This window comes from Bradyrhizobium valentinum, from assembly GCF_001440405.1.
Lineage (GTDB): Bacteria > Pseudomonadota > Alphaproteobacteria > Rhizobiales > Xanthobacteraceae > Bradyrhizobium > Bradyrhizobium valentinum.
In genome coordinates, this window is sequence record NZ_LLXX01000118.1 from 54182 (window position 1) to 72721 (window position 18540).

16 protein-coding genes are annotated in these 18540 nt (G+C 62.7%); 6 read left to right on the top strand and 10 right to left on the bottom strand.

Annotated features, from left to right (window positions below; translation table 11 throughout):
• From CP49_RS17305 to purM, 3 genes are all read right to left on the bottom strand, one after another.
• Window positions 1–600 (bottom strand): glutathione S-transferase family protein (locus tag CP49_RS17305; RefSeq protein ID WP_197423144.1); only part of this gene is annotated, 600 nt, incomplete at its 3' end.
• Window positions 601–665: 65 nt separating this feature from the next.
• Entirely contained in the window at window positions 666–1319 is a 654-nt protein-coding gene (purN, locus tag CP49_RS17310; RefSeq protein WP_057851407.1) for a phosphoribosylglycinamide formyltransferase, read from the bottom strand.
• Window positions 1316–2389, bottom strand: a complete 1074-nt coding sequence (gene purM / locus CP49_RS17315) for a phosphoribosylformylglycinamidine cyclo-ligase (RefSeq protein ID WP_057851408.1) — start codon at window positions 2387–2389, stop codon at window positions 1316–1318. The genes purN and purM overlap by 4 nt, the downstream gene beginning before the upstream one ends.
• Window positions 2390–2550: 161 nt before the next feature.
• On the opposite strand from purM, the gene CP49_RS17320 reads away from it, so the two are divergent.
• The 4 genes from CP49_RS17320 to ppx all read left to right on the top strand — a co-directional run bounded on the left by CP49_RS17320 (window position 2551) and on the right by ppx (window position 7722).
• Complete coding sequence (locus CP49_RS17320; protein ID WP_028346428.1) at window positions 2551–3093, top strand: CDP-alcohol phosphatidyltransferase family protein; 543 nt, start codon at window positions 2551–2553, stop codon at window positions 3091–3093.
• Between the two features lie 92 nt (window positions 3094–3185).
• Window positions 3186–3863, top strand: a complete 678-nt coding sequence (locus tag CP49_RS17325; RefSeq protein WP_057851409.1) for a P-loop NTPase family protein — start codon at window positions 3186–3188, stop codon at window positions 3861–3863.
• 145 nt (window positions 3864–4008) lie between these two features.
• Window positions 4009–6207 (top strand): RNA degradosome polyphosphate kinase, encoded by a 2199-nt coding sequence (locus CP49_RS17330; RefSeq protein WP_057851410.1) that lies wholly within the window; start codon window positions 4009–4011, stop codon window positions 6205–6207.
• A 12-nt stretch (window positions 6208–6219) separates the two neighbouring features.
• Entirely contained in the window at window positions 6220–7722 is a 1503-nt protein-coding gene (gene ppx, locus CP49_RS17335) for an exopolyphosphatase (RefSeq protein WP_057851411.1), read from the top strand.
• 2 nt (window positions 7723–7724) lie between these two features.
• Here the strand turns inward: ppx and CP49_RS44730 are convergent, their stop codons facing one another.
• Complete coding sequence (locus tag CP49_RS44730) at window positions 7725–7910, bottom strand: hypothetical protein (protein WP_156438491.1); 186 nt, start codon at window positions 7908–7910, stop codon at window positions 7725–7727.
• Between the two features lie 220 nt (window positions 7911–8130).
• Between CP49_RS44730 and CP49_RS17345 the strand changes: the two genes are divergently transcribed.
• Window positions 8131–8880 carry a carbonic anhydrase family protein gene (locus tag CP49_RS17345; RefSeq protein ID WP_057851413.1) on the top strand — a complete coding sequence of 250 codons (750 nt, stop codon included), beginning with the start codon at window positions 8131–8133 and terminating at the stop codon, window positions 8878–8880.
• A 164-nt stretch (window positions 8881–9044) separates the two neighbouring features.
• Here the strand turns inward: CP49_RS17345 and CP49_RS17350 are convergent, their stop codons facing one another.
• The 3 genes from CP49_RS17350 to CP49_RS48660 form a co-directional block, all read right to left on the bottom strand.
• Window positions 9045–10325 (bottom strand): NAD(P)/FAD-dependent oxidoreductase, encoded by a 1281-nt coding sequence (locus CP49_RS17350; RefSeq protein WP_057851414.1) that lies wholly within the window; start codon window positions 10323–10325, stop codon window positions 9045–9047.
• A 201-nt stretch (window positions 10326–10526) separates the two neighbouring features.
• Complete coding sequence (locus CP49_RS17355; RefSeq protein ID WP_057851415.1) at window positions 10527–11138, bottom strand: class I SAM-dependent methyltransferase; 612 nt, start codon at window positions 11136–11138, stop codon at window positions 10527–10529.
• 12 nt (window positions 11139–11150) lie between these two features.
• Window positions 11151–11276: a hypothetical protein gene (locus CP49_RS48660; protein ID WP_276326516.1), complete on the bottom strand. Its 126-nt coding sequence runs from the start codon at window positions 11274–11276 to the stop codon at window positions 11151–11153.
• Window positions 11277–11477: 201 nt separating this feature from the next.
• Between CP49_RS48660 and CP49_RS17360 the strand changes: the two genes are divergently transcribed.
• Window positions 11478–13586 carry a methyl-accepting chemotaxis protein gene (locus CP49_RS17360; RefSeq protein WP_057851416.1) on the top strand — a complete coding sequence of 703 codons (2109 nt, stop codon included), beginning with the start codon at window positions 11478–11480 and terminating at the stop codon, window positions 13584–13586.
• Here CP49_RS17360 and CP49_RS17365 read toward each other — a convergent pair.
• Genes CP49_RS17365 through CP49_RS17375 form a run of 3 tightly spaced genes read right to left on the bottom strand, consistent with a single transcriptional unit; the run spans window position 13568 to window position 18524 of the window.
• Window positions 13568–16720 (bottom strand): efflux RND transporter permease subunit, encoded by a 3153-nt coding sequence (locus CP49_RS17365; protein ID WP_057851417.1) that lies wholly within the window; start codon window positions 16718–16720, stop codon window positions 13568–13570. The two genes, CP49_RS17360 and CP49_RS17365, sit on opposite strands and share 19 nt — an antisense overlap.
• Window positions 16717–18120 (bottom strand): efflux RND transporter periplasmic adaptor subunit, encoded by a 1404-nt coding sequence (locus CP49_RS17370; protein ID WP_057851418.1) that lies wholly within the window; start codon window positions 18118–18120, stop codon window positions 16717–16719. Before CP49_RS17370 ends, CP49_RS17365 begins: the two co-directional genes overlap by 4 nt.
• Window positions 18117–18524, bottom strand: coding sequence for a FixH family protein (locus CP49_RS17375; protein WP_057851419.1), 408 nt, complete (start codon window positions 18522–18524; stop codon window positions 18117–18119). Before CP49_RS17375 ends, CP49_RS17370 begins: the two co-directional genes overlap by 4 nt.
• Window positions 18525–18540 lie beyond the last annotated feature (16 nt).

Here is an 18540-nt window from a genome sequence, read left to right on the forward strand (position 1 = left end):
AATCGCGCTGACCGCGAAGGCGAACATCGTGGCATCGATGCCGGCGGGCGCGCTACCCATGAAGAACGGCTTGTCGCCGAGATAGGCCGCCATCGCATCGATCGAGCGGATTCCGATCGCGGTGATCTCGTCGGCGGAGTGACGGCCGATTCCCTGGCCGTGCAACGTTTTGCGCAGGCGGCGGCGGATCATCGAGACGACAACAGGCCGGACCGGCGCAGGCACGCTATTGAAGAAATTGACCGGCCCTTTGCGGAAATTGGCATCGATCATCCAGCGGAAGTAGACGCTGGCCCAGTACAGATTGTCCTCCGCCATTTTCTCGAACGCCCAGGCGATGGCGAGCTGCTCGGCGGTGAGGCCCTGGTCGAAATCGATGCCGTATTTCTTTTCGAGGTGCCAGCGGATCAGCGTGGAGTCGCCGAGCAACTGGCCGTCGTCCTCGATGTAGGGGATCTTCCCCTTCGGCGCCTTGGAAAAGCTCATCAGCGCCTTTTCGAACGGGAGCTTCGACATCCGCAACAAGGTCTCGGCCTTGGTCACGAATGGGCTTGCGTCGGGAAGGCCGAAATTGGGCCCGGAGCCATAGAGCGTGATCATGGAACCTCGATGGATTTTGTGGAGCGCGGTTGTCGCGCTCGGTTCGCGCACACCGGCAGATAATATCAGATCGTCCGCGGTGAAATCAGGGTTCCGTCGCGGTCGGCCCCGTCGGCAAGCTTGCAGATGTCCCCTTCGAGCCGAAGCTTGCCGCTCGCAAGCAACCGCAGCGCCTCGGGATAGATGCGATGCTCGATGCCGAGGATGCGCTGCGACAGCGTCTCGGCCGTGTCGTCATCGGCCACCGTGACCGCGCCCTGCATCACGATCGGGCCGGCGTCGGTTTCGGGAATCACGAAATGCACGGTCGCGCCCGAGATCTTCACCCCGGCCTGCAACGCCTGGCCGTGCGGATCGAGGCCCGGAAAGGACGGCAGCAGCGCGGGATGGATATTAAGCATCCTGCCGTACCAGCGCTGCACGAAATCGGCGGTGAACAGCCGCATGAATCCGCCGAGGCAGATCAGCTCGACGTTTTTTTCCTCCAGCGCCCGCTGCAGGACAACCTCGAAGCCGGCGCGATCCTTGCCGAACGGCTTGCTCTCGATGACCGTCGTCGGGATGCCGCTCGCGGCTGCCTTTTCCAGCCCGAGGGCATCGGGCCGGTTGGAGATGACGGCGACGATCTCGGCCGGAAAATCCGCAGCCTTCGCCGCATCGATCAGCGCGGCCATGTTCGATCCGCGCCCGGAGATCAGGATGGCGACACGGCGCTTCATTGCGCGAGATCGAGATGGCCGTTGTAGACCACGCGATGTTCGCCCGTAGCCGGGATCACTTCGCCGAGCACGGCGACGGTCTCGCCGCTTTCGGTCAAAACTTCCGTCACCTGCTCGATTGCGTCCGGCTTGACGATGGCGACCATGCCGATGCCGCAGTTGAAGGTGCGCAACAATTCGAGTTCGGCGATCCCGCCCAGCTCCGCCAGCCACTTGAACACCGGCAGCACCGGCAGCCGCGCCAGATCGATGCCGACGCCGAGATGCTTTGGCAGCACGCGCGGGATGTTGTCGGTGAAGCCGCCGCCGGTGATGTGGGCGAGCCCCTTGATCGCGCCGGTCTCGCGAATCGCGCGCAGGCAGGACTTCACATAGAGCCGCGTCGGCACCAGCAGCGCGCCGCCCAGCGTCATGACCGGCGAGAACGGCGCCGGCGCATCGAAGCCGAGGCGTGAGTTTTCCACGATCTTGCGGACCAGCGAGAAGCCGTTGGAGTGAACGCCCGAAGATGCCAATCCGATCACGGCGTCACCCACGGCGATATCGGCGCTCGGCAGCAGCGTGCCGCGCTCGGCAGCCCCAACCGCAAAGCCCGCGAGGTCGTAATCGCCGTCCTTGTAGAGCCCCGGCATTTCCGCGGTCTCCCCGCCGATCAAGGCGCAGCCGGACTCCCGGCACCCCTCGGCGACGCCGGCCACGATGGCCGCCGCGGCCTCGGGATCGAGCTTGCCGCAGGCAAAATAGTCGAGGAAGAACAACGGTTCCGCGCCCTGAACCACCAGATCGTTGACCGACATCGCCACCAGATCGATGCCGATGCCGCCATGCAGACCGGTCTCGATCGCGATTTTGACCTTGGTGCCGACGCCGTCGGTCGCCGCCACCAGCACGGGATCCTTGAAACCTGCCGCTTTGAGGTCGAACAGGCCGCCAAAGCCGCCTATTTCGGCGTCCGCGCCCGCCCGGGCGGTGGCGCGGACCATCGGCTTGATGAGATCAACCAGGCGGTTGCCCGCATCGATATCAACGCCCGAATCCGAGTAAGTTAGCCCGTTTTTTCGGTCGATCATGCCCAATTTCCGTATGATGACCGCTGGTTACGAGGAATTCCGCGATCCTGCAATGGCTCGCGAACGCTTCTCGCATATACTATGTAGATAAGGTCCGTAGATAAGGTCCGGCCGAACCCGCCAAGGGCCGGATCTAGGCCGGGAGCCGGGAAGCGACCGAGTTGAGCATTCCGAATATCATTACGCTGGGGCGCATCATTCTGGTGCCGGTCATCGTCTGGGCGATCGTTTCCAGCCAGATGGAAATCGCCTTTGCGATCTTCGTCATCGCAGGGGTCAGCGACGCCGTCGACGGCTTTCTCGCCAAGCGCTTCAACATGTCGAGTGAGCTGGGCGCCCTGCTCGACCCGCTCGCCGACAAGGCGCTCTTGGTTTCGATCTTCGTGGCCCTCGGCATCTGGGGTGCGGTGCCGCGCTGGCTCGTCATCCTCGTGGTGTCGCGCGATATCATGATCGTCACGGCCGTGATCGTGTCATGGCTGTTCGACAAGCCCATTCCGATGAAACCGCTGATGGTCTCGAAGCTCAACACGGTGGCACAGGTGGCGTTCGCGGCGCTGGTGCTGGCTTCGCTCGGTTTCAACTTCAAGCCGGCGCCATATGACGTAATCCTGATGGGTTTCGTAACGGTCTTTACTTTGGTTTCCGTCTCGCTCTATCTCGTCGAGTGGGTGCGGCACATGAGCACGATCGAAGCGCGCTAGATCGTTCTTTTTGTTTTGACGCGTTTTCTTCACGCGAACCGGTACCCACTTCGCTTGAAAACGCTATAAAAGATCCCGGCCTGGAGATTTGCGTGGCAGTCCGCGTTCAACCTCGTCAGCTTGCCTTTGCGCTGCCGCATGCGGAAAGCCTGACCCGCGACAATTTCCTCGAAGGGCCGGCCAATGAAGCCGCTCTCTCGCTGATCGAAAGCTGGCCGGACTGGCCGAACCGCATCATGCTGCTGGTAGGACCGGAGGGCTCCGGCAAGAGCCATCTCGCCGCGATCTGGTCCGAACAGGCTGGCGCGCGCTCGACATCGGCGCATGCGCTTAACCCCGCTGCCGTGCCCGGCGCGCTCGCCACCGGGGCGCTAGTGGTTGAAGACCTGAGGCCGGGCGACTTCGACGAACGCGCGATGTTTCACCTCCTGAACCTGGCGCGCGAGGACGGGGCCTTCGTCCTGATCACGGGGCGGGTTCCGCCGGCGGCGTTCGAGGTCGAACTGCGCGATCTCAGGTCGCGGCTGCGCGCTGCACCCCTCGTATCGCTATCGCCGCCCGACGACCTCTTGTTTCGCGGCCTGATCGTCAAATTCTGCGCGGATCGCCAGTTGAGCATCGACGAGACGGTCGTGAGCTACCTCGCAACCCGGATCGAGCGCTCCTATGCTGCGGCCCGGCGCGCGATCGACCTTCTGGATGCCGAGGCGCTGCGGCTTGGCCGGCCGGTGACCCGGGCACTGGCCGCGGAACTGCTGCGCAACGCCTGATCGGTCGGTGCGTGCTGCTTCCTGCCGCCTTGACGGCGGCCGTGGGCGGACCATCAATGTCATTGAAACGTCATGGGCGTATCACATGCTGTGGGCCGCATTCCCATAAAGTCAGCCCGCACCGCCAGAGATGGATCAAAGCCTTATGGAATTGGTACAAGCTGTTGAAATAAAAGAAAAAGAACCGATTGCCGAGGCTCCGCCCACGATTACCGCGAGTCCGGAGCGATTCATCAATCGGGAACTTTCCTGGCTGCATTTCAACCGCCGGGTGCTCGAAGAATCGGTCAATCCCGGCCATCCGGTGCTGGAACGGGTGCGGTTTCTGTCGATTTCCGCCAATAACCTTGATGAGTTCTTCATGGTCCGCGTCGCCGGCATCAAGGCGCAGGTCCGTGAAGGCATCGCCGAACGTAGCCCCGATGGCCTGACGCCGTCCGAACAGCTCACCTTGATCAACAGGTCGGTTTCGGAACTCGCGTCCGACCAGCAGGCGATCTGGCGCGATCTACGCAATATCCTGTCCGACACCGGCATCATACTGGTCGACGGCCACGACTTCACCAAGGCGGAGCGCGGCTGGCTCGAGGATCACTTCCTCCGCAACATCTTCCCGCTGCTGACGCCGCTGGCGATCGATCCGGCGCACCCGTTCCCGTTCATTCCGAGCCTCGGCTTCACCATCGCCCTGCAATTGTTGCGGACATCGGACGGCAAGGCGATGAACGCGCTGATCCGCATGCCTGGCAAGATCGACCGGTTCATCCGCATGCCCGCGGGCAAGGACGGCGCGGTGCACCTGATTCCGCTGGAACAGGCCACCGGCCTGTTCATCGGCCGTCTGTTCCCCGGCTACACCGTCAAGGGCCAGGGCGCCTTCCGCATCATCAGGGACTCCGAACTCGAAATCGAGGAAGAGGCCGAAGATCTGGTCCGCCTGTTCGAGACCGCGCTGAAGCGACGGCGGCGGGGTTCGGTGATCCGGCTGGAGATGGAAGCCAAGATGCCGGAGGAGCTGCGCGCCTTCGTGCAGCAGGCGCTTTCGGCTGCCGATGACGAGGTGTTTTTGGTCGACGGCGTGCTGGCGATGAACGAGCTCTCACAGCTCACGCGGCTCGACCGGCCCGACCTTGAATTCATGCCCTATGTGCCGCGCCATCCCGAGCGGGTGCGCGACCATGGCGGCGACATCTTCGCCGCGATCCGGCAGAAGGACCTCATCGTCCATCACCCCTACGAATCCTTCGACGTCGTCGTGCAGTTCCTGCAGCAGGCCGCGCGCGATCCCGACGTCGTCGCCATCAAGCAAACGCTCTACCGCACCTCGAACAACTCGCCGATCGTGCGCGCGCTTGCCGAGGCTGCAGAGGCCGGCAAATCGGTGACGGCCCTGATCGAACTGAAAGCGCGATTCGACGAAGAAGCCAATATCCGCTGGGCGCGCGACCTCGAACGCGCCGGCGTGCAGGTCGTGTATGGTTTTCTCGAACTGAAGACGCACGCCAAGCTGTCAATGGTGGTACGGCGCGAGGGCGGTAGCCTGACGACCTATGTGCATACCGGCACCGGCAATTATCATCCGGTCACCGCGCGCATCTATACCGACCTATCCTACTTCACGTCGGACCCGATCATCGGCCGCGATGCGGCACGGGTATTCAACTACATTACCGGCTATGCCGAGCCGAGCGACATCGAGCGGATGGCGGTGTCGCCGCTGACGCTGCGCAAGCGCATCATCGAACATATCAAGGGCGAGAGCAATCACAGCAGGCACGGCAAGCCGGGCGTGATCTGGATGAAGATGAACTCGCTGGTTGACCCCGATGTCATCGACGCGCTGTACGAGGCCTCGCAGGCCGGCGTGTCGATCGAACTGGTGGTGCGCGGCATCTGCTGTCTGCGCCCGGGCATTCCAGGACTTTCCGAGAACATCCGCGTCAAATCCATCATCGGCCGCTTCCTGGAGCACGGCCGTGTCTACTGCTTTGGTATGGGTCAGGGCCTGCCCGGCCCGAAAGCGGCTGTGTATATCTCGTCCGCCGACATGATGCCGCGGAACCTCGACCGCCGCGTCGAAATCCTTTGTCCATTGCAAAATCCCACGGTACATCAGCAGGTTCTCGAACAGATCATGGTCGCGAACCTGAAGGATACCGAGCAGAGCTGGCAGTTATTGCCGGACGGATCGTCAACGCGTATGAAGGCCGCGAAAGGCGAAGAGCCGTTCAATCTGCACAACTATTTCATGACGAATCCGAGTCTGTCAGGCCGTGGAAAGTCTCTCAAGGAATCTTCGCCGCGCCGCCTTACGCGCCGTACCGAACGTCAGCAATCGTCATAAGGGGTTTTGGCTGTGAAGCGGCCGCGCAAGCGCGCTTCCAGCGTCGCCGTCATCGACATCGGTTCGAACTCGGTTCGTCTCGTCGTCTATGAGACGATGGCGCGCAGCCTCGTCACCATCTTCAACGAGAAGGCGCTGTGCGGGCTCGGCCGCGAGGTGCAGAGCACCGGCCTGCTGGCCGAGGACGCGGTTGCCAAGGCGCTGACGGCGCTGCGGCGATTCCGGGCGCTGTGCCGCATCCAGCAAGTGGGGCGCGTCTTCGCCATCGCCACCGCCGCCTGCCGCGACGCCAAGAACGGTCCCGACTTCATCGCCAAGGCCGAGCGCATCTGCGGCGCGCACATTGAAATCCTCTCGGGGCCGCGCGAGGCAAAACTTTCCGCGCTCGGCGTCGTCTCCGGCATCCACAATCCCGACGGCATTGTCGGCGATCTCGGCGGCGGTTCGCTCGAACTGATCGACGTGCAGAAAAACCGGATCCATAGCGGCGTCACCCTGCCGCTGGGAAGCCTGGCGCTGCAGGATCTCTCGGACAAATCGCTGAAGCGCGCCGAGCGCATCGTTCGCGACGATCTATCCGACGTCGCCCAGCTCAAGGCCGGCCGTGGCCGCACCTTCTATGCGGTCGGCGGCACCTGGCGCGCGCTGGCGCGTATCCACATCGTCCAGAGCGGCTATCCACTGCGCGTGATGCACGGCTATTCGATACCTGCCGCCGACGCGCTCGATTTCGCCCGGCGGCTGCGCCGGCTGGCGGCCGCCAACATGCTCGCCGATATCGAGATGGTCGCGGATGCACGGCGTCCGCTCCTGACCTATGCGGCGCTGGTGCTCGAATACATCATCCGCGTCGGCCAGCCAAAGACGATCGTGTTCTCGACCTTTGGCGTGCGCGAAGGCCTGCTCTACGAAATGCTGCCGCCGCAGGAGCGCGCCAAGGACGGCTTCATCTGCGCCGCCCAAACCCTGAATGGGCTGCTGTCGCGGTCCGCGCGCCATGCCGAAGAATTGGTGGCATGGACCGATCGGTTAATGCGAGTCGTGAAGCTGCGCGAGACCGAGGAAGACCGCCGCCTGCGCCACGCCGCCTGCCTGCTGTCCGATATCGGCTGGCGCGTGCATCCCGACCACCGCGGCGAGGAAACGCTGAGCCTGATCACCAACGGCAATTTCGGCTCGATCAGCCACCAGGGCCGCGCCTTTGTCGCGCTGTCGGTATTCTATCGCTACGCAGGCCTCAGCGAAGAAAACGAACCGCCGACGCAGATCCGCGAACTGGTGCCGCCCGCGATGAACGAGCGCGCCCGCATCCTCGGCGCGGCGTTCCGCGTCGCGCATCTGATTTCGGCGGCGCGCACCGGCGTGCTGCCCGCGACGCATTTCCGCACCGGCAGCCGCAAGCTGATGCTGGTGTTCGAGCATCGCATGGTCGATCTCGTCGCCGACCGCGTCGGCAGCCGCTTCAAGCAACTGGCACGGCTGGTCGGGCGCGCCGGCTCGATCGTGCGAAGTTGATCTCATCGAATTGCGGCAAATTCGAACGAGGTATTGACGCCCCAGAACGGGCCAAAACCGTTTTGTAAGGGCCAGCGGACCATGGTTTGGCCGGCCAGTTCAACCTTGCCAACTTCCAGCATTGTGCAAATATGCAACCGTTTGGCGAAACCGGTTGCACTTGCCCGGCTGGCCAGTGCGGCGCACACCTCGCATTCGAAGTGGAGTTCGTCGTGAACAAGTCACTTCATCCAAGCGCGCCCCATCATCTGCCTGGTTTCGTCACCGCTCCCGGTGACACCGATATCCTGATGGTCGTGGTCGGCAATCGTCCTGACCGCTGCCGTTCTGATCGTCGGTAATCTCTGGTGCTGAGCGGAAACTAGACTTCGTGCTTTTGACGATGCAATTCCCAAAAGGGAGAGCGACATGCGTCAGGAATCCGGACATCCTCTCGATTGCAATTGCCTGGGCCGCAGAAATTTCCTCAAGGCGGCGGGCGGAGCGATGGCGATCGGAGTGAGCGGAAGCAGCATCTTCCTTGCAGATCGGGCACGCGCAGACGCTCTTACGAAGGAGTTGCGCGACAAGATGACACCCGAGCAAATCGTCCAGGCGATGAAGAACGGGAACAAGCGCTTTCGTATGGGCGAGAGGAAGGAGCGCAATTACCTTCGCGAGCAAAAAGCGAGCGCCAGGGGACAATATCCCGCGGCCGTTTTGCTGACATGCATCGATTCACGCGCGCCGGCGGAGGTCATCATGGACCTTGGAATCGGCGATATCTTTAACTGCCGGGTTGCGGGTAACGTCAGAAATGCTGACATCGTCGGTAGCATGGAGTTCGCATGTAAATTGGCAGGAGCCAAGGTGGTGCTTGTAATGGGCCACACGGCATGCGGCGCCATCAAGGGCGCAATCGATAATGCCGAGTTGGGCAATCTGACGGGATTGCTGGCCAAGATCAGACCCGCGATCGAGGCGACGGCCTATACGGGCGAGCGCTCGGCGAAGAACTACGGCTTCGTAGATGCTGTCGCGCGAAAGAACGTTGAGATGACCGTTGCCGATATCCGAAAGGACAGCCCCGTACTTGCTGAACTCGAAGCAAAGGGCGGCATCAAGATGGCCGGCGCGATGTACAACCTGGAGACAGGTGCGGTGGAGTTCTTCGACTGACGGCTCCGGTAGGCTGAACTGTGGATACTAGCCGTGTTGCTCTTCTCGATCGTGCGAAGGCGAGACGGACAGGTAGCGCGCCGGTTTTCAACATTGCTGGCCTGGTAGCGAGCGCCCGCGTGAACTCGGCGCTCCTCGAGCTCTCGCCCTCACCGCGTTGCCGGTCATATCAGCGACATCACGCGCGCCGCCAGTAGTGGCTCTCGCAGCGCCGCCTGCGGCTTGAGTAGCTGGGAGACTTCCACAGTCAGCCGATGCACCTCGGGATCCTGCGCGGCGAGCTTGGTCAAGGCCATGCCGTATTCCAGGCGCTGGGCGAGATCGGCAGGCCGAACACCGCGCGTGGCAGGGTAGACGAAATCGTTGACGGCAACGCCCCACGGCGTCGCGATAGTGTCCTGGATGGCAGCGAAGAAGTCGCGCGCCAGCCGCTCCATGGGAACACCTTCCATCAGCAAGCGGTCCAGAATCACGGCTTCCTGCGCGGCCACGCTCATGCCCTGGCCGAACACTGGATTAAAGCGGCAGAGGGCATCGCCTGTCGCGACCAGCCCCGCCGGAAAAAATTCAAGGCGCTCGAAATGCCGCCGTGTGCTGCAAGGCAGTTGGTAGCGGACGATATCAGTCAGCGGTCGGGCGTCCCTGACCGCGTCATAGATGGTCGGGGTGCGTAGGCTCCTGACGAAATCCATGAATCCCGCGCGGTCGCCCGGAGGCGCGTCGCCATGATTGCCTCCGATGGAAAGCAGCCATCGCTGCTTCTCGATCGGAAACAGGAACGCCCCGCGGCTGCTGGCGGGTGCGGACGGCAGCATGATATTGCCCAGCCAGTCGGCATCGTGATCGAGCGGCCGCTCGACGATGGTGCTCGCATATGCCTGATCAATGCCGATCTCGGTTTCTTCAGGCTTCTGCAAAGAAAGCTCTTCGAGCAGTTGTAGCGTCAGGCCGCAGCGGCCGGAGGCTTCAACAACTAGGTCGGCTTCCACCGTGACAGCAGGACCATCCTCGCTCTCATAACGGACCGCCTCGATCCGCATTGTATCGCGCGATGCGACAAGCCTGGTCACGCGGGAGCGCATGCAAATGCCGATATTCGGGGTTTGGAGAACGCGTCCTCGAGTAACGGCTTCGAGCAGCGGGCGCGACATGCTGAAAATATCGAAGCCGAGATCGCGAATTGGGAATGGGTCGAACCCGGGGCGCTCGAACCGGATGTCCTTCCCCGTACGGACCTTCACGGCGCCCGCTTCCGCCAGATCGTTCTCAAATCCCGGAAACAGCGTTTGCAGAGCCTTCAACCCGCCCGCGAGCAGCATGTGGGCATGCTGGGCCTGCGGCGTGCCGCTTCGTGGCGCGGCCTCGGCGGGAAGCATGTCCCGCTCGATGATCGTGACTTTCCCGAAATGCCTGGAGATAGCCTGAGCGGCCGTAAGGCCGGCCATGCCGGCACCAATAACCACGGCATGATTTCTTGCAATATCTGGCACAGCTTCCTCCTGGAAGGGAGTACGTCAAAGGATCGAAAATGAACCAACGGACACGTACGCCGACGGAGCTGCTCCCGGCAAACCAAGCTTATCTGATCTTTTTTGGGGCGTTAGTGAACGGCGTCACAGGTTTGGGTTGGGAGTGACCGGGCCGATCTAGCCCGGCCGAGCGCTGCCCTCGTACATGAACGTCATCGCCTTGGGTCCAGGCATATAGCCGGTCTCCACCCGATCAATCCTGAAGCCGGCACTTTCGATCATCGCGCCGATGGGTCGATTGAGATGACAACCGCCACTGATGCGTTTCCAAGCAGGCGTCAGCCAGTCCTGCCATCGCCGTACATTCTTGTCCGGCGCCATGCCATGCTCCACGAACAGGAGCTTGCCGCTCGGCCGAAGCACGCGCCGCATTTCGGTGAGCGCTATGGCGGCATCTGGAATGCTGCACAAGGTCCAAGTGGTCACAACGGTATCAACGCTGCGATCTTCAAGTGGAATGGCTTCTGCTGACGCTTCGACGAAGTTGACCTGCATGCCCGGATGCAGAGCATGACGAGCCATTGCCGTGAGTTGAGGAGACGGCTCCAGCGCCAGCAATTCGGTTACTTGTGGCCGATAGAAAGGCAGGTTCCGGCCCGAACCGATCCCGATCTCGAGCACGCGGCCTTCGGCCGCGCCGATCACCCTCTCGCGATACGGCCGAAGTTGCTTGTTCCGCATCGCGAGATCGCAAACCCTCGGCAGGATGACGTCGTTGTAGAAGCCCATGGCCCGCTTCCTTCAGCCGAGATTTGTTACTTTCGGAGTGATCGGCGGATGATGTTCACGAAACTCACCATCGCGCCAGCGATCACCACGCGGCTGATCGGCGGCACCGGCTCGATCGTAGAAGCTGAGAATTTTCATCCGCACGCCGCACCTCTTCATCCGCCTGCGCCGGCAACTTATAGTCTACGGCGCGCCCGTACAGATATCAGAAAATGTTGAAAGGGCTTTCAAAACAGAGCCTTGGCGCCACAACCCGACGCCACGATTAGCGGCTTGGTAACGGCGGGCTGGTAGGAACAAAGAGGCCGTCGTCAGGGGCCACCACTGGAAGGTATCCCCATGCATCCGAAGCGCGAGGCCCTTTCGGGCATCCTCACCGTCAAGACCACCCTCGCCCTCATCGTTGGCGTGCTCGCGGCATTGGTCCTGATCTCCTGCGCCATTGCCGGAACAGATGCCTGGCGCAGCTACGCGGCCGCCGTACGCGTCGCCGAGGTGAATGCAAACGCCGATCAACTGCTCAAGGGACTTGAGAGCATTCAGCTTGAGCGCGGCCAGACCAATACTGCGCTGCAGGCCCCTGCCCCGACAAATGCCGAGACGCGCGAGTTGATTCAGAAGCGCCGTTCGCAGGGCGATGCTGTGCTGGCTCCGGCGCTCAGGCAAATTGCCGCCACCGCGACGCCGGAAGGCAAGAAGCTGATTGCCGATCTCGAGCAGGCCTATGAACGTGTGAAGCAGCTTCGCCGCAGCGCGGATTCCGCCCTTCAGTCTCCGAAGGAGCAGCGCGATGCCGAACTGCTGAAGTCCTGGTATCCGACCGTCTCGGAGTTCTTGACCCAAATTCAATCGCTCTGGACCGTAGCCTCGCGCGAGATCAGCAAGGAAGACGCCATCGTCGGCGAGCTTACGATGGTCAAGCAAAGCGCGTTCCTGATGCGCGAATATGCCGGCCGCGAACGCGCCGTCCACGCCGGCAACATCTCGGCGAGCCGCGCGCTATCGACCGAGCAGCAGCGTGACATCGCCAACTGGCGGGGACATGCCCAGTCGAACTGGCAGACCATGCGCGATCTCACCGCCGGCGCGGCGTCGCCGCTGGTATCTGCGGTGGCCGCCGCGGAGCAAAACTTCCTCGGCAATTTCAAGGCTCAAACCGATACGGTCTACAAAGCCGGTGCGGCGGGCACGGCCTATCCGATGACGGTCCAGCAGTGGTACGACGCGTCGAATCCGGCGCTCGGATCCATCGTCCGGATCAAGGACGCCGCGGTCGATATCACCAACGGCCACGCGGGGGCCAAGGCTGCAGCGGCATGGACGCAGCTCATTCTCGTCGCCCTCGTCACGCTGTTTGGTATCGCTGTCGGCGTCGGTTCGATCTGGATCCTGTCGCGCCGCATCATCCGTCCCTTGACCGCGATGACGGCTGCCATGCGGCGCCTGGCCGGCGGCGACATGTCGATCGACGTACCGGCGCTTGCGCGCGCCGACGAGGTCGGCGAGATGGCGCGATCCGTCGCCGTGTTCCGCGACAACGCGATCAGAGCGAACGCACTGACGACCGAGCAACGGGCCGAACAAGAGAAGAAGGAGCATCGCCAGCAGGCGATGGAAACGCTGACGCAAGGCTTCGACCGGAATGCCACAAGCGTGCTCGATGCGGTTGCCGCCTCGATCGTCGAGATGCGCGCCACCGCCGAAAGAATGGCAGCTGTCGCGACCGAGAACACCAACAAAGCGTCGGCCGTGGCGTCGGGCGCGCAGGAAACGTCAAGCAACGTGCAGACGGTGGCAACAGCCACGGAAGAACTGTCCGCTTCCGTCAGCGAAATCAGCCGGCAGGTTACCCAGTCGGCGGCGATCGCGGCAAAAGCCGTGCAGGAAGCGCAAGGCACCAACGCCGAGATTCAGGGACTTGCAGCGATGGCTCAGCGGATCGGCGACATCGTCAAGCTGATCAACAACATCGCTTCGCAGACCAATCTGCTGGCGCTCAACGCAACCATCGAAGCGGCGCGTGCCGGCGACAGCGGCAGGGGCTTTGCCGTCGTCGCGGCCGAGGTCAAGAGCCTGGCCGAGCAGACGTCAAATGCCACGGACGAAATCGCCTCCCAGATCGCCGCGATCCAGGGGGCCACGCAAAAATCCGTCGTCTCGATCGAGGCGATCGGCAAGACGATCGGCGAAATCAGCGAGATCGCAACGACCATCGCGTCGGCCATCGAGCAGCAAGGCGCGGCGACCCAGGAGATCGCGCGCAATGTGCAGCAGGCTGCGGCAGGCACCCAGGAAGTGTCCGCCAATGTCGGCGGTGTGACCGAGGGCGCCGCAGCCACCGGTATCGCGGCAAACCAGGTCGAGGCCGCCGCCGGCAATTTGTCGCGGCAATCGCAGCAATTGCGTGAGCAGGTCGACGCGTTTCTCAGTCAGGTGCGCGCGGCATAACCCGGCTTCGCCGCCGGCACCGATTTCCCGAGTTCCGCGCCCTTCACCAGCGCGTAGATCGCCGGGATCACGATCAGCGTCAGCAGCGTCGAAGAGACCATGCCGCCGATCATCGGCACCGCGATGCGCTGCATGATCTCCGAGCCAGTGCCGGTGCTCCACATGATCGGCAGCAGTCCGGCCATGATGGCGACCACCGTCATCATCTTCGGACGTACGCGCTCGACCGCGCCCTCCATGATGGCATCGTAGAGGTCGCTGCGCGTCAGGGCGCGGCCCTCGGCTTCCCGCCTGCCTTTGATCTCAGCCAATGCATGGTTGAGGTAGATCAGCATCACCACGCCGGTCTCGGCGGCTACTCCAGCCAGCGCAATGAAGCCGACGGCGACCGCCACCGAAAGGTTGAAGCCGAGCCACCACATCAGCCAGAGCCCACCAACCAGCGCGAACGGCAGTGACAGCATCACGATCACCGTCTCGGTGACGGACCGGAAGTTGAGGTACAACAGCAGGAAGATAATGAGCAGCGTCGCGGGAACGACGATCTTCAGCCTTGCAGTGGCGCGCTCGAGGTATTCGTACTGGCCGCTCCACATCACGTAATAGCCAGGCGGGAACTGGATGCTGGCTTGCACGGCGCGTTGGGCGTCCGCGACATAGCCGCCGAGATCGCGGTCGCGGATGTCGACATAGATGTAGGTCGCCAACTGGCCGTTCTCGGTGCGAATCGAGGACGGCCCGCGCGCCGGCGCGACCTTTGCGACTTCGCCGAGCGGGACGGCGCCGCCGGCCGGCATCGGCACCAGCACGTCGCTAGCAATCGCCTCCGGACTGTCGCGCAAATCCCGGGGGTAGCGCATGTTGACGGAGAAGCGCTGGCGTCCCTCAACCGTCGTCGTGACCGTCTGCCCGCCAAGCGCCGTTGCGATGGTATCCTGGACGTCCTGGACCATGATGCCGTAGCGCGCCATCGCTTCGCGGTCCGGCGTGATCTCCAGATAATAGCCGCCGATGCCGCGCTCGGCGTAAGCGGACGAGGTGCCCGGGACCGCCTTCAGGACCTGCTCGATCTGCTTGGCGAGCTTGTCGATCTCGACCAGATCGGTGCCGATCACCTTGACCCCGATCGGGGTGCGGATGCCGGTCGACAGCATGTCGATGCGGGCCTTGATCGGCATGGTCCAGGCGTTGGAGACGCCAGGGAACTGCAATGCCTTGTCCATTTCCGCGATCAGGCTGTCGATCGTTACGCCGGGTCGCCACTCCTGCTTCGGCTTGAGATTGACGATGGTCTCGTACATTTCCGACGGCGCCGGATCGGTTGCGGTCGCGGCGCGGCCTGCCTTGCCGTAGACGGATTCGACTTCCGGAAAAGAACGGATGATCCGATCCTGGGTCTGCATCAGTTCAGCGGACTTGGTGACAGAGATGCCCGGCAATGTCGTCGGCATGTAGAGCAGCGTGCCCTCGTTCAGATTGGGCATGAACTCGGTGCCGAGCTGGCGCGCCGGCCAGACGCTCACGGCCAGAATCGCGAGTGCGAGCAGGACGACCAGTGTTTTGGCGCGCAAAACGCCCTTGATGACGGGACGGTAGATCCAGATCAAGAAGCGGTTGATCGGGTTCCTGTGCTCGGGAACAATTCTGCCGCGGACGAAGATCACCATCAGCGCCGGCACCAGCGTCACCGAAAGCAGTGCCGCGGCCGCCATCGCGAACGTCTTGGTGAAGGCGAGCGGGCTGAACAGCCGTCCCTCCTGCTGCTCCAGCGTGAAGATCGGCATGAACGATACGGTGATGATCAGCAGGCTAAAGAACAGCGCGGGCCCGACCTGCGCGGCGGCCTCGATCAGGATGTCCACCCGAGACTTTCCGGGCTCCGCCCGTTCAAGATGCTTGTGCGCGTTCTCGATCATGACAATCGCCGCATCCACCATGGCGCCGATCGCGATGGCGATGCCGCCGAGGCTCATGATGTTGGAGCCGATGTTGAGCAGCTTCATCGCGCCGAACGCCATCAAGATGCCGACCGGCAGCATCAGAATCGCAACCAGCGCACTGCGAACGTGCAGCAGAAACACGATGCAGACCAATGCTACGACGATGCTCTCCTCGAACAGCGTATGCTTGAGCGTGTCGATGGCGGCGTATATCAGGTTCGAGCGGTCGTAAACCGGCACGATCTCGACCGATTTCGGCAGGCTGCTGGCGATTTCCTTGAAACGCTTCTTGACGTTCTCGATGACGTCGAGCGCGTTGACGCCAAAGCGCTGCAGCACGATACCGCTCGCGACCTCGCCCTCCCCATTCAGTTCAGTGATGCCGCGCCGCTCGTCGGGGCCGAGCTCGACTCTCGCGACGTCGCGCAGCAGAACGGGCGTGCCATTGCTCACCTTGAGCACGACGTTGCCGAGGTCGTTGATGCCTTTCAGATAGCCCTTGCCACGAATGACATATTCGAACTCGGACAGCTCGACGGTTCTGCCGCCGACGTCGGCGTTGCTGGCGCGGATTGCATCGCGCATCTTCTGCATGGTGATGCCGCGGTCGCGCATGCGCTGCGGATCGAGAATCACGTTGTATTGCTTGACGAAGCCGCCGACGCTCGCCACTTCGGCGACGCCTTCGGCCTTGGCGAGCGCGAACTTCAGATTCCAGTCCTGAATCGTGCGCGTGTCGGAAAGGTTCAGCTCTTTCGACACGATAGCGTATTGGTAAACCCAGCCGACGCCGGTCGCATCCGGGCCGATGGTCGGCGTCACACCGGCGGGAATACGCGAGGCCGCGGCGTTTAGGAATTCAAGCACCCGCGAGCGCGCCCAATAGATGTCGGTACCGTCCTCGAAGATCACGTAGACGAACGAGACGCCGAAGAACGAGAAGCCGCGAACGACTTTCGACTTCGGTACCGTCAGCATTGCCGTCGTCAGCGGATAAGTGACCTGGTCCTCGATGACCTGCGGCGCCTGCCCCGGATACTCCGTGTAGACGATCACCTGCGTGTCAGAGAGGTCCGGGATGGCGTCCAACGGCAGATGGATGAGTGCATAGAGGCCGGCCGCGGCAGCGAATCCGGTGCCGAACAGCACCAGCAGCAGATTGCGGGCCGACCAGGCGATCAGGCGGGCGATCATTGCGGCGCTCCCTCGGCAAAGCCTTTGAGAGCCGCCTTCAGGTTACTCTCCGCATCGATCAGAAAATTGGCGGCAACGACGACGGGCTCGCCGTCTTTCAGCCCGCTGCGGATTTCGATTAGCCCGCCTCCCCGGCGGCCGACCTTGACGTCGCGAGGCTCGAACCGGCCCTCGCCCTTGTCGACCAGAACGACCTGCCGGGAGCCGGTATCGAGCACTGAGCTGTCGGGAACCGACACAACGGGCTCCGACCCGCCAATATCGATGTCGGCATCTATGTACATGTCCGGCAGCAACGCGAGGTCTGGATTGTCGAGTTCGACCCGAACGCGGGCTGTCCGTGTCTCGCGGTTGACTTGGGGGTAGATCACCGAGATTTTTCCGGAGAAGTCCCGCATAGGGAAGCTGCGTGCCCGAACGGTCACGCGCTGCCCGACCGCAAGCGAGCCGAGGTCGCGCTCGGCCACGTCGATCATCGCCCAGACAAGCGAGGTGTCGGCGACGCGGAAGAGCACGTCGCCTGGCTGGGCTCGCATGCCCTGGACCGCGTTGCGTTCCAGCACGATGCCGTCGCGCGGGGCCGACCACTCGACGGTCACAGGAACGACCCGCGTCCGCTCGATCGCAGTGATCACCGCGTCGGGCACGTCGAGGTTCATCAACCGTTGCCGCGAGCCACGTCCGTAGGAGGGCTCGCCCGCCGTGGTCCTGGACGTTAGTGTCGTCACATATTCGGCGGCTGCACTGGAAACTGCGGGACTGTAGATCTCCATCAAAGGCTGCCCCTTCTTGACGAAGGTGCCGGTCGTAACGTCGGCGACCGACTGCAGGTAGGTTTCCGCACGCATCGCGATGACGGAGACTCGGCGCTCGTCGAGCTGGATCGCGCCTGGCGCCCGCACGACCGTCCGGATCGGACGGAGGGCCGCTGGCTCTGATTTGACGCCGGTGCGTTGGATTTTTCCGGGCGAGACCTTGACCGAGCCGTCGTCGCTGTCCTCGCCCTCGTAGACGGGGATGTAATCCATCCCCATCGAGTCCTTCTTGGGCGTCGGCGAAACGTCCGGCAGGCCCATCGGATTGCGGTAATACTTGATCTTGCGATCGGCGGATGGCGCAGCCGCCGCATCCGTCGCAGGTTCGTCAAAACTGATGTCGGCGCCTGCGGGGACGGCGCGGTAGTCGCGGCCATCAGGCGTCTTCTTCGGTGTCAGCGAATAGAACGGCTTGCCGTCGGGGTCCTGATAATAGATTGCGGCGGCAGCCGGTTCGGCTTGTGCGACGACGTGAGCGTGCTTGGTCTCTCCACTCGACAGGATGAATGGACGCGCGACAATTCCGGCCACCACCGCAGCCCCGATAGCGGCCGCCGCAATGGCGATCTGGACTGACCGTTTCATTTGTCGGCCTGAATGATGAGTTTGTTTTCGACCGTGCCGGTTTCACCCTGTACCTTGGCGCCGAGCGACAATTGCCACCGGCCGGCCATGCTGAAATTTGCCTTGAACCGGTAGGTGCCCGGCTCCGATGCTGGCAGCGGGGTGAGTTTGGTCGCCATCTCCTGCATGCCATCGGGCGCCATATCGAGGCGGGTGGAGAAGATGACCGCGTCCGGAACGGGCTTGCCTGTCGTCTTGTCGACGAGCTTCACGGCGATGGTCTTATCGGGGCCGGTCTTGACGGTCGGTTCGACAAGTTTGAATTCGTAATTCTTGATATCCGCGAACGCGACGGTTGGACCGCACGTCAAGGCAGCGCCGATCAGCGCGAGCCGCAGACTGCGCGAAAATTGATTGAACTTCATAGTGATAACCTCGATC